This window comes from Streptomyces sp. NPDC028928, from assembly GCF_055564915.1.
In genome coordinates, this window is the sequence record NZ_JBVHVI010000013.1 from 1 (window position 1) to 11,350 (window position 11,350).

The 11,350-nt window shown below is 73.2% G+C and carries 11 protein-coding genes; 6 read left to right on the top strand and 5 right to left on the bottom strand.

Going from position 1 to position 11,350, the window contains the following annotated elements:
* Positions 1-137 precede the first annotated feature (137 nt).
* The 3 genes from thiE to ACZ4U1_RS28700 all read left to right on the top strand — a co-directional run bounded on the left by thiE (position 138) and on the right by ACZ4U1_RS28700 (position 2,788).
* Positions 138-788 (top strand): thiamine phosphate synthase, encoded by a 651-nt coding sequence (gene thiE / locus ACZ4U1_RS28690; protein ID WP_467907051.1) that lies wholly within the window; start codon positions 138-140, stop codon positions 786-788.
* Positions 789-884: 96 nt separating this feature from the next.
* A complete protein-coding gene (gene metF / locus ACZ4U1_RS28695) occupies positions 885-1,808 on the top strand; it encodes a methylenetetrahydrofolate reductase [NAD(P)H] (RefSeq protein WP_467907052.1) in 924 nt (307 codons plus the stop codon).
* A 56-nt stretch (positions 1,809-1,864) separates the two neighbouring features.
* Positions 1,865-2,788, top strand: coding sequence for an SCO2102 family sporulation regulator (locus ACZ4U1_RS28700; RefSeq protein WP_467907053.1), 924 nt, complete (start codon positions 1,865-1,867; stop codon positions 2,786-2,788).
* 1 nt (position 2,789) lies between these two features.
* Here the strand turns inward: ACZ4U1_RS28700 and ACZ4U1_RS28705 are convergent, their stop codons facing one another.
* From ACZ4U1_RS28705 to ACZ4U1_RS28725, 5 genes are all read right to left on the bottom strand, one after another.
* Positions 2,790-4,328 carry a phytoene desaturase family protein gene (locus tag ACZ4U1_RS28705; protein ID WP_467907054.1) on the bottom strand — a complete coding sequence of 513 codons (1,539 nt, stop codon included), beginning with the start codon at positions 4,326-4,328 and terminating at the stop codon, positions 2,790-2,792.
* A 59-nt stretch (positions 4,329-4,387) separates the two neighbouring features.
* Positions 4,388-4,990, bottom strand: coding sequence for a DUF4126 domain-containing protein (locus ACZ4U1_RS28710; RefSeq protein WP_467907055.1), 603 nt, complete (start codon positions 4,988-4,990; stop codon positions 4,388-4,390).
* 432 nt (positions 4,991-5,422) lie between these two features.
* A complete protein-coding gene (locus ACZ4U1_RS28715; RefSeq protein WP_467907056.1) occupies positions 5,423-6,052 on the bottom strand; it encodes a TetR/AcrR family transcriptional regulator in 630 nt (209 codons plus the stop codon).
* A 47-nt stretch (positions 6,053-6,099) separates the two neighbouring features.
* Positions 6,100-8,184 (bottom strand): YhgE/Pip family protein, encoded by a 2,085-nt coding sequence (locus ACZ4U1_RS28720; protein ID WP_467907057.1) that lies wholly within the window; start codon positions 8,182-8,184, stop codon positions 6,100-6,102.
* Complete coding sequence (locus tag ACZ4U1_RS28725) at positions 8,156-8,968, bottom strand: ATP-binding cassette domain-containing protein (RefSeq protein WP_467907058.1); 813 nt, start codon at positions 8,966-8,968, stop codon at positions 8,156-8,158. The genes ACZ4U1_RS28720 and ACZ4U1_RS28725 overlap by 29 nt, the downstream gene beginning before the upstream one ends.
* 160 nt (positions 8,969-9,128) lie before the next feature.
* On the opposite strand from ACZ4U1_RS28725, the gene ACZ4U1_RS28730 reads away from it, so the two are divergent.
* The 3 genes from ACZ4U1_RS28730 to ACZ4U1_RS28740 all read left to right on the top strand — a co-directional run bounded on the left by ACZ4U1_RS28730 (position 9,129) and on the right by ACZ4U1_RS28740 (position 11,184).
* The gene (locus tag ACZ4U1_RS28730) at positions 9,129-9,677 is read left to right on the top strand and encodes an SAV_6107 family HEPN domain-containing protein (protein ID WP_467907059.1); all 549 of its coding nucleotides are present in this window, start codon (positions 9,129-9,131) and stop codon (positions 9,675-9,677) included.
* A 55-nt stretch (positions 9,678-9,732) separates the two neighbouring features.
* Positions 9,733-10,503, top strand: coding sequence for a methyltransferase (locus ACZ4U1_RS28735; protein WP_467907060.1), 771 nt, complete (start codon positions 9,733-9,735; stop codon positions 10,501-10,503).
* A 297-nt stretch (positions 10,504-10,800) separates the two neighbouring features.
* A complete protein-coding gene (locus ACZ4U1_RS28740) occupies positions 10,801-11,184 on the top strand; it encodes a DUF3040 domain-containing protein (protein ID WP_467907061.1) in 384 nt (127 codons plus the stop codon).
* Positions 11,185-11,350: the final 166 nt, after the last annotated feature.

Consider the following 11,350-nt stretch of genomic DNA (forward strand, 5'->3'; position numbering starts at 1 on the left):
CCCCCCCCCCCCCCCCCCCCCCCCCCCCCCCCCCCCCCCCCCCCCCCCCCCCCCCCCCCCCCCCCCCCCCCCCCCCCCCCCCCCCCCCCCCCACCGCCGACAACCGCCAGGGACACCGACCACGGGGGGACCCACGCATGTCCGACACCGCCCGCGCCGCGCTCGACGGCGCCCGCCTGTACCTCTGCACGGACGCCCGCAGGCGCCAGGGCGACCTGCCCGAGTTCCTGGACGCGGTCCTGGCCGGCGGTGTGGACATCGTGCAGCTGCGGGACAAGGGCATGGAGGCCGCCGAGGAACTGGCACACCTGGAGGTCTTCGCCGACGCCTGCGCCCGGCACGGCAAGCTGCTCGCGGTCAACGACCGGGCCGACGTCGCCCACGCGGCCCGCGCCGATGTACTCCACCTCGGCCAGGGCGACCTCCCGGTCCCCGCGGCCCGCGCGATCCTCGGCGAGGGCGTCCTCATAGGCCGCTCCACGCACTCCGAGGCGGAGGCCGAGGCGGCCGCCGTCCAGGAGGGCGTGGACTACTTCTGCACCGGCCCCTGCTGGCCCACCCCCACCAAGCCCGGCCGCCACGCCCCCGGCCTGGACCTGGTCCGCCACACGGCGGGCCTGGGCACCGACCGCCCCTGGTTCGCCATCGGCGGCATCGACCTGGGCAACCTCGACCAGGTGCTGGACGCGGGTGCCCGCCGGGTGGTCGTGGTCCGCGCGATCACCGAGGCGGACGACCCGGGTGCCGCGGCGGCTCGGTTCGCGAAGCGGCTGCGGGACGCCGGCTAGCGCCGTTCTGTCCACCTGCTGGACAGGAAGCCGACAATTCGGGCAAATTTCCGATGTGTGGTTGGGGGACCGCCCACCCCTGGCTAACCTGCCGGTATGGCCCTCGGAACCGCATCCACCAGGACTGATCGCGCACGTACCGTGCGCGACATCCTCGCCACCGGCAAGACGACGTACTCGTTCGAGTTCTCGGCGCCGAAGACCCCGAAGGGCGAGCGGAACCTGTGGAGCGCGCTCCGGCGGGTCGAGGCGGTCGCCCCCGACTTCGTCTCCGTGACCTACGGCGCCGGCGGCTCGACCCGCGCGGGCACGGTCAAGGAGACCCAGCAGATCGTCGCGGACACCACGCTGACCCCGGTCGCCCACCTCACCGCGGTCGACCACTCCATCGCCGAGCTGCGCAACATCATCGGCCAGTACGCGGACGCCGGCATCCGCAACATGCTCGCCGTGCGCGGCGACCCGCCCGGCGACCCGATGGGCGAGTGGGTGCCACACCCCCGTGGCCTGACCTACGCGGCCGAACTCGTCCGGCTCATCAAGGAGTCGGGCGACTTCTGCGTGGGCGTCGCCGCGTTCCCGGAGATGCACCCGCGCTCCGCGGACTGGGACACCGACGTCGCCCACTTCGTGGACAAGTGCCGTGCGGGCGCCGACTACGCCATCACACAGATGTTCTTCCAGCCGGAGTCGTATCTGCGGCTGCGCGACCGCGTGGTGGCCGCGGGCTGTGACACCCCCGTCATCCCGGAGGTCCTGCCGGTCACCAGCGTGAAGATGCTGGAACGGTTGCCGAAGCTCAGCAACGCCCATGTCCCGGACGCCCTGAAAGAGCGGATCCTCACAGCGAAGGACGATCCGGCGGCGGTACGCTCCATCGGTATCGAGTTCGCCACGGAGTTCTGCGCTCGGCTGCTGGCCGAGGGAGTGCCCGGACTGCACTTCATCACGCTCAACAGCTCCACGGCGACCCTGGAAATCTACGAGAACCTGGGCCTGCACCACCCCCCGCAGGCCTAGACCGGCCGCACCGCGATACGACACACTGCGTAGCGGTCACTGGGAGAGGGGCGTACATGGGCTGGACGGTCCTCTACATCGCGTTCGGTGTCGTCGCGCTGTGGTTGCTGGGCGAGGTACTGCTGCAGTACAAGGCGCGGCTGCGCTGGCGTCTCCTCGCCTTCGCCGGGTTCCTCGGCGTGGTGCTGGGTGTGCTGATGCCGTCCGTCATCGTGATCGGGCTGGGTGCGATCGCCTTCGCGGTCGGCCAGACCTACGTGACGCTGTCGTTCCGCCGCGGCTTCGCGGCCGGCTGGGCGGTCAAGCGGCCCGGCCCCGAGGCCGCCGGCGGCACCAAGCGCCGCCGCGGCCGGGCGGACCGGCACGAGCCGGACCCGCAGCACCCCGCCCCCGAGTCCGCCGGGTCCGACGGTGACCAGGCCGGCGACCAGGGCGGCTACGGCCCCGGCCGGGCGCACGGCGACTACGACGACGACTACGACCGCGACGACGTCTTCACCCCGGCCGCCGCCCGCACCGCCGAGAGCGCCGCCGAGACCACCGCCGTCTACGAGCCGCAGCCCCTCCCCGAGGACACCGGCAACTACGGCGTCTACGGCGACACCGCCGCCCACGCGAACGCCGGCCAGCAGAGCTACGCCTACGACTACTCGGGCTACGGCCAGCAGCAGGGCTACGGCTACGACAGCGCGGGCCAGCAGTCGTACGCCAACTACTCCGACCCGTACATCGGCAGCCAGTCCTACGGCTCCTACGACCCGGCGTACGGCCAGCAGTACGGGCAGCAGCAGGGCTACGCCCAGGACCCGTACGCCACCGGCGGTTACGGCGAGACCCCGGCCGGCGGGGTGTGGGTGCCGCAGCAGCGCACCGACGAGACCTACGGCGGCGAACTCCCGCAGGAGCAGCCGTATCCGCACGCCCCGGGCGGGCCGCAGCCGCAGCCCGGGGCCGGGTACGACGAGCAGTACCGCTTCTGAGTCACCGCGAGCCGCGGAACTCCGGGCCCTCCACGATCAGTCCGGCCACCAGCGCGCCCGACATGCCGGCGTGCGCGAGGCCGCCGCCGGGGTGGGACCAGCCGCCGACCGTGAACAGCCCCTCGATCGCCGTGGTGTTGCCCGGATGCAGCACACCCTCGGCCCCGGCCAGCGCCGGCGGCGGAACCGCGCCTCCCGTGGCGCCCGTCTCCCGCTCGGTGTCCAGCGGGGTGCGGACCTCGCGCCACAGCACCCGCTCGCGCAGCCCCGGCACGGCGCGCTCGGCGGCGGCGACCATCCGGTCCGCGAAGGCGTCGGCGGCCCCCGGCGCCGCCCAGTCGAACTCCGTGGCCGACGGCACGGTGGCCGTCAGCACCAGGGACTCGTGGTCCCCGTCGGGACGCGTGGAGGGGTCGTCCGGGCGGTCCACGACGACCTGCGGCACGTCGGGCACCACCCCGTGCCGGAACAGATCAAGATCCCCGTCGGCGTCGGCCGCGTGCACCACCGTGCGGTGCACGGCGCCCGGCTCACGCGCCCCGCGCAGCGCCAGGCACACGACCACCCGGCCGGGACACCGGTCCTCGGGGTCCAGGGGCACGTCCCGCGCGCCGTACACCTCCCTGCCCGGGACCAGGCCGCGCAGCCGCCACGGACCCGTGCCGACGACGAAGTCCGCCTCGGCCACCGTCCCTCCCCCGGAGCCGGGGGCCTGGGAGGTGCCCCCGGTCAGCTCCACCCCAGCCGCCCGGCCGTCCTTCTCCAGGACCCGGGTGACATCGGCGCCGAAGACGAACTCGACCCGGCGCTGCAGGCACCGCTCGTACACCGCGCGCGCCAGCTCCCGGACTCCGCCGCGCACGTACCAGGTGCCGAAGGCGTGCTCCATGTAGGGCAGCACGGCCGCGCTCGCCGGAGCGGTCCCGGGGTCGACGCCGTACGCGAGCGCGTAGCCGTCCAGCAGCTGGGCCAGCCGTTCGTCGCGCAGCTCCCGCCTGCCGATCTCGAACAGCTTGCCCACGCGGTGCGTGCGCAGCAGCCGTCTGTACGAGGTGCCCGGATACGGCTCCTTCTCGACCAGCACCTGCCAGTTGGGCCACAGCGGCTCCTCCAGCAGCGGCCGGCGGGTGCGGTCCCAGGCCTCCCGGGCCCGCACCAGGAAGTCGCCCCAACGCTCGCCCGCTCCCGCGCCCAGCGCCTCGTCCAGCGCCGCGACGACACCCGCGCGGGAGGCGTTCGGCAGGGACACCTGCGTGCCGTCCGCGAAGACGTGCCGCGACGACGGGTCGACCTGGACCAGCTCGACGCAGTCCTCCAGTGGCTCCTTGCCGGTCTTGACGAACAGATCGCGGTACACGGCGGGCAGGGTCAGCAGTCCCGGGCCCGTGTCGAAGCGGAAGCCCTCCCGCTCGAACCGGCGCACCGCACCGCCGTACGTCTCCGTACGCTCGTACACCACCACCCGGTGGCCCGCGACGGCCAGCCGGGCGGCAGCCGCCATCGCGCCCATCCCGGCGCCGATCACCGCAATCCGTGCCATGTCCGCGACTTTATCGACCGCCACTGACAACCCGGCCGCCGGGCGGCTTCCGGCGCAGCTCAGGGGCCCCGTGAGGCCAGGCGCCGCTCCTCCCGGCGCTGGGCCCGGCGGCGCAGGAAGCGCCGGATGCGCGAGGCCAGGAACAGCAACACCAGCAAGCCGCCGGCCAGCAGCACGGCCGCGATGACCGCCGCCGCCAGCGGATGGAACATCGAGAACGCGACGATGCCGCCGACGCCGAGGTCCTCGGCGAGGCTGAGCACGACATTGCTGAACGGCTCCGGTGAGGTGTTGACGGCCATCCGCGTCCCGGCCTTGACGGTGTGGCTGGCCAGCGCCGTCGACCCGCCGATCAGCCCGGCCGCCACATCGGAGAGCGAGCCGCTCTGCCCGGCGAGCAGCGCCCCCACCCAGGCCCCGGCGAGCGGACGGACCACCGTGTGCGCGGAGTCCCACAGCGAGTCGACGTACGGGATCTTGTCGGCGACGGCCTCGCACAGGAACAGCACCCCCGCGACGATCAGCACCTCGGGGCGCTGCAGGGTCTCCGGAACGTCGTCGCCGACCCCCGTCACGCCGAAGAGGCCGAGCAGCAGCACCACCGCGTAGGCGTTGACGCCGCTGGCCCAGCCGCTGGTGAAGACCAGGGGGAGTACGGACACGGACGCGATCGTAGCCAGGCGGCGGGCCGCAGGCGTGGGCACGCGCGCGTACGGCTGAGTACACGTACTCAGACGGCGAGATGAGTACGTGCGCGGATGGGGCGGCGGCCGCCGGAACGAGAGAGTGGAGGCACGGCAAGGGGGCGTGGCCCGGCACCGCCGACACGGGGCGGCGGAACCGCGCCCGCCCGCCGGCCGCTCCTTCCGCCGATCCGTCGGCGGAAGCGAGACACGGGGGCCTCGGGGGAAGACCACCACGGGGGTCCGCACGGGGGACCCGTACGGGGGAGTACGGGAAGGAAGTACGGGGGTAACGGGGGACACGCCGGGAGGAACGGGGGAACACGGGGGAATCCCGGTGGGTACGGGGAAACGGAAGGCGCCGGTCCGGCAGTGGACCGGCGCCTTCCGCGTACGTCTCGCGGGCCCGCTTCAGACCGTGCCGCTGACCCGCCCCTGGAGCAGCCGGGACAGGGCCGCGTGGACGTCGTCCAGGGAGCGCTCGGGCTGGAAGGACTTCCAGTCCAGCGCGGCCACCAGGACCATGCCGACCAGCGCCGCCGCCGTCAGCTGGATGTCGATCTCCTCGCTGAACTCGCCGGCCGCCACGCCGTCCCGCAGCACCCCCTCGACCACCGCGACCGCCTCCTGCCGCACCACCATCAGCGTGGACTGCCAGGCCCGGTTGGTGCGCCACAGCTCGGCGACGTACAGCTGGGTGAAGGCCGGGTAGCGGTCGATGAAGACCAGGCCCGCGCGGATCATCGCGTCCAGCGCGTCCACCTTGCTGCCGCCCTCGCGTGCCGTCCCCTCGGCCGCCTCCCTCAGGGAGGCCGTGAGCAGGCCGACGCCGTGCCTCAGCAACTCCTCGAAGAGAACGGACTTGCTCGCGAAGTTGTAGTAGACCGTGCCCTTCGCGACCCCGGCCCGCTCGGCGATCTCGTCCACCGTGGTCGCGGAGAAGCCCTGCTCGGCGATGAGAGTGACGGCCGCCTCGTAGAGCTTCTGCCGGGTGGCCTCGCGGCGCGTGCTGCCGCCGGCCTTGGCGCTGCTGCTTTCCATGACCCCGATTCTCACAGGTACGCGCGCGTGCGGACGCTGCCCGCGGATCACAGGCTCAGCTCGGGGTGCAGCCGGTCCAGCGTCCACACCTGGCGGCGGCGGGCCGCGAGGGCGGTCAGGGCGAGGGCGCCGGCCGTGAACGCCGCGAGCACACCGCACGCCTGCCACACCGGGCCGAGCCCGCCGCCCGTGATCAGCCGGCGCAGCGCCTCCACGATGTAGCTCATCGGCAGGTACGGGTGGATCGCGTTGAAGAAGCCGGGGCTGGTCTGCACGGGGTAGGTGCCGCCCGCCGAGGTCAGCTGGAGCATCAGCAGCGCGAGCACCAGGATCCGGCCGGCCGCGCCGAAGCGGGCGTTCAGCCACTGCACGATCGCCGCGAAACAGGCCGTGACCAGGCACAGGAAGCCCACCGTGCCGGCCGCCCGCACCATCTGAAGACCGACCGCCCAGTGCAGTACGGCCATCAGCGCGGCCACCTGGAGCACGCCCACGGCCACCACCGGAAGCCAGCCGGCGAGCGCGATCCGCCAGGCCGGGGAGCCGGCCGCGAGGGCGCGCCGGTTCAGCGGCGGGATCAGCATGTAGGCGACCATCGCGCCGACCCACAGGGACAGCGGGACGAAGTAGGGGGCGAACCCGGTGCCGTAGTTCGGCGCCTTGTGCAGGTCGTGGGAGGCCAGCTGGACCGGGTCGGCCATCACGCCGGTGCGCCGGTCGCGGTCCTGCTTGTCGTAGTCCGGGATCTTCTTCGCGCCGGAGTGCAGCCCGCCGGCCAGCTTCCCGGAGCCGTCGGAGAGCTTGTACAGGCCGCCGTTCAGGGTCTCGGCACCCGACTTGGCGGTGCCGATGCCCTTGTCGAGCGTGACCGCGCCGGTGTGGGCGGTGCCGAGTCCGGTGTGCAGCTTCTCGGCGCCGGCGGCGACCTTGTGCGCGCCGGTGTTCAGCTTGTTGATCTTCTTGACGGCGTCCGTGACGTCCTCGGAGAGGTGCGGTGCGCGCTCGGCGAGGGCGTCGGCCTGCTTCCGCAGCGTGCCGAGGTTGTCCCGCATCGTCTTCAGGTCGCCGTTCTGGTCGGCGATGAGCGTGTTCAGGTCGTCGGCGACGGTGGCGACCTCGGTGGCGGCGGTCCTGGCCCGCTTCAGGTCCGGGCAGACCGGGTCGGGGAGGGCCGAGGGCTCGCACCGCTTCCGGTACACCTCGTCCAGGGCGGCGGCGGACGCGTGCGCGGTCCTGGCGGCGCCCGGAGCGAGCTTCACCAGCACGTCGAGGTTGTCCTCGACCGCCTTGGCCGAGTCGGAGACCAGCCGGGCGGTGTCCCCGATGGTCTTCTCGTTGGTCTTGATGAACGGGCCGGCCTTGGCGTAGACGCCGTTGACCTTGTCGGCGAGCGCCTGGGTGCCGTCGGCGACCTGCCGCGAGCCGTCCTGGAGGTCACCGGAGCCGGTGTCGAGCTTCTTCAGGCCCTTGGCCAGCTTGCCGCTGCCGCCCTTGGCCTCCTTCAGCCCGTCGGCGAGGTCCTTGGAGCCCTTCTCCGCCTTCCCGATGCCGCTGCTGAGCTTGTCGGCGCCCTGGGCCGCCGTGACGGTCTTGTCGTGGATGTCGGAGAAGGACACGAAGATCTTGTCCAGGAAGGTCCGTGAGGCCTTCGTGGACGCGGCCGTGCGCACCTCGTTGAAGACGGTGCGGGAGATCTGGCCGACGATGTAGTTGTTCGCGTCGTTGGTGCGCACCCGGAGGGCGCCGGTCTCCGGCGAGTCACCCGAACTGGACGCGATACGGCTGCTGAAGTCGGCCGGCATGGTCAGCGACAGGTAGTAGGTGCCGTCCTCGACGCCCGCGCGGGCCTCGTCGTCGCTCACCTCGTGCCACTCGAAGGTTCGGCTGTCGCGCAGCCCGTCGACGATGTCGTCCCCGGCGGTGATCTTCTTCCCGCCCGCCGTGGCGCCCTTGTCGTCGTTCACCAGGGCCACCGGGATCCGGTCCAGACGGCCGTACGGGTCCCAGAAGGACCACAGGTACAGGGCGCCGTAGAGCAGGGGCAGGACGAGCAGCGCGACCAGGGCGGCGCGCGGCAGCTTCCCGCGCCCGAAGCGCCTCAGCTCAAGCGCGGCCAGCCTCGGTGAGCGCATCGCCGGTCTCCTCCTCCTTCTCGTTCTTCGTCGGCTCGGGGTTCTTCTTCGGCTCGGGGGCCGTTCCTGCCGTCGGTACGGCGACGCAGTCCTCGGGCGCGGTGCGGCACACGGCCACGACCGTCGTCCCCGCGCGCGTGAGGGAGCGCAACACGTCCCATATCCGGGTGCGTTCGTCGTCCGAGAGCTTCATGTCGATGTCGTCCACACCGAGCAGCCGGGGCCGGCCGAGCAGGGCCAGCGCGAGGGACAGCCGCAGCTCCTGCGGCCGTTCCAGGTCGCGTACGGCCGTCCGGGAGCCCTTCGGCAGCGTCTCCAGGTCGAGCCCTACGGCGGCCAGGGCCGCGTCGACCCGCAGCCGCGCCTCGTGCACGCGCTGGGCGCGGGGCCGCAGCAGCTCGCGCAGGGAGTCGCCGAACCGGCGCTGCAGCAGGGCCCGTTCGCGCAGGTGCTCGCCGACGGTCAGGGCCGGCTCGAGGTCGGTCACGCCGGTCACGTTGGCCACCGCGCTGACGCGGCGCAGGGCCGCCATGTGCCGGGGGAGTTTCAACCCGCCGACGGTGGCCACTCCTTCGGTGGGCTTCATCCGTCCCGTGAGCGCGAGCAGCAGACACGTGCGGCCGGAGCCGGACGGTCCCTCGACGGCGATCAGCGAGCCGGGCTCCGCGTCCACGGTCACCCCGCGGAAGGCCCACCCCCGTGGGCCCTTGTGTCCGAGACCTTCGGCCCTGACGTCCGCGCCGACCGCGGTGTCCGCACCGTCCGCACCGTCCGTGCCGTCCACTGGCCCCCCTGAGGGAAATTTGAACTGACTGGTCAGTGCAAAAATACGCCCGAACCTGTGATCGAGGCAAAGGCCCAGGTCAGAACGGATTGTCAGTGGCATACCGCACGATGGGCACATACGGCATTCGTGCCGTCACCCAGACGACAGGAGGTTCGTCATGGCCCACTCGTCCGCAGCCGCCGCCCGCCGGCGCCGCGCCACCGGCCCTGCCCCCTCACTGACCGGCCCGGCGAGCGACGTGCACCCCGTGCTCCGCCGGGCCACGGCCCCGCCCGCCGCCCTCGACCTGCTCGCCCAGGCGCGGGCCGGACTGGAGGAGGCCACTGTCCTGGACACACCCAACGAGCGCTATGCGACGGCCCACCTGGCCGCCCTGCGCACCGCCGCCGCCGTGCTCGCCGCCCGCGGCCGGCCCGAGACCAACCCGCGCCGCCGGGCCCGGATCCGCAGCGCATGGGAGGTGCTGCCCGAGATCGCCCCGGAGCTGACCGAGTGGAGCGCGCTGTTCGCCTCCGGCGCCGCCCGCCGCGCCCGCGCCGAGGCGGGCATCCAGGGCGCGGCCGGACAGCGGGACGCCGACGACCTGATACGGGACGTGGCGATGTTCCTGCGCATCGTGGAGCGGATGCTCGTCCTCCAGCCGGTCCTGCCCCAGCCCCGCCAGGACACCGGCGCCCACGGAGACAGTGACGAGGCACGGCACTGAGGCAATAGGGTGGAGGTCGCCTGAAGAGTTCCACCCTGCCGAGGAGTCAACTACCGTGTCGGACCCGACGCGCCCCCGCGCCTCACTCCGTACCGCCGTGGTCTGGGAGGTCCTGCAGGACGCCCTCGACCGCCGGGTCAAGGCCACGGGCCGGGACTCGCTGGACGTCCTCGACACCGGAGGCGGCAGCGGCAACTTCGCCGTGCCCGTCGCCCGCCTCGGCCACCGGGTCACCGTGGTCGACCCCAGCCCCAACGCCCTGTTCGCCCTGGAGCGCCGCGCCGCCGAGGCCGGCGTCGCCGACCGGGTCAGGGGCGTCCAGGGCGACGCGCACGGCCTATTCGACGTGGTCGAGCGCGGTGGCTACGACGCCGTGCTGTGCCACGGCGTCCTGGAGTACGTGGACGATCCGGCCGAAGGCGTCCGCAACGCGGTCGCCGCGCTGCGCTCCGAAGGCGTCCTGAGCGTGCTCGCCGCCGGCCTCGGCGGGGCCGTGCTCGCCCGCGCCCTCGCCGGCCACTTCACCGAGGCCCGGCAGGCGCTCCAGAACCCCGACGGCCGCTGGGGCACCGGCGACCCGGTGCCCCGCCGCTTCACCGCCGAGCAGCTCACCGCGCTCGTCGAGGGCGCCGGTCTGCGGGTCGGCGCGGTGCACGGCGTGCGCGTCTTCGCCGACCTCGTGCCCGGCGTCCTGGTGGACACCGAGCCCGGCGCCCTCGACGCCCTGCTGAAGCTCGAGGCGGCGGCGGCCGAGCTGCCCGCCTTCCACTCCGTCGCCACCCAGCTGCACGTGCTCGGTGAGACGGCGGGCGCCGCCGAGGCCTGAGCGCGCCGCCGGCACCCGAGCGCGCCACCGGGGCAAGCCGTTGATCAGCGCCTCGGCCGCGGATGGAGTACGCCACAAGCCCCCCGATCGAGGGGTTTGCGCCGTATGATCGAGGTACACCACCCGGCATGACGGGTCGGCCGCCGGGGAATGGAAGCCTCAGCGAGCCGGGACGGCCATGACGGATTCCGGTTGGCCGATTGGCGTAGAGGGGCGGGTTTCACGGGGGCGATTCCCTGCCTATCCTGAAGGGACCCCCCGGGTCGCCCCCGGCGACTGCACGATGAGGAGGACTCCGTGCCGCTCTCTGAGCACGAGCAGCGAATGCTTGAGCAGATGGAGCGAGCGCTGTACGCCGAAGACCCCAAGTTCGCGTCGGCGCTTGAGGGAAACGGGCTGCGGACGTACACCCGGCGGCGGGTCTACCAGGCGGTCGCAGGCTTCCTCGCGGGTATCGCGCTCCTCATGGCCGGAATGGTCGCGCAGCTGATCTGGGTCAGCGTGGTCGGTTTCCTCGTCATGCTGGGCTGTGCCGTGCTCGCCGTCACCGGCTGGCGCAAGGCCCCGAAGCCGGGGGAGCAGCCACCGGGCGGAGTTCACCGCCAGGCGCGTCCGAAGCGCTCCATGATGGACCGCATCGAGCAGCGCTGGCAGCGCCGCCGGGACGAACAGGGCCACTGACCGCACGGCACCTTCCCGCGCCGGCCACAGCAGACATACGTGAGGGGCGGCCACCATCCGGTGGCCGCCCCCCCCCCATTCCCCCCCCCCCCCCGCCCCCACAGTCAGACAAGCGCCGGCCCGCGCCCCTGTCCGCCGGCATCCCCAGCCCCGATCCCCCACGCCC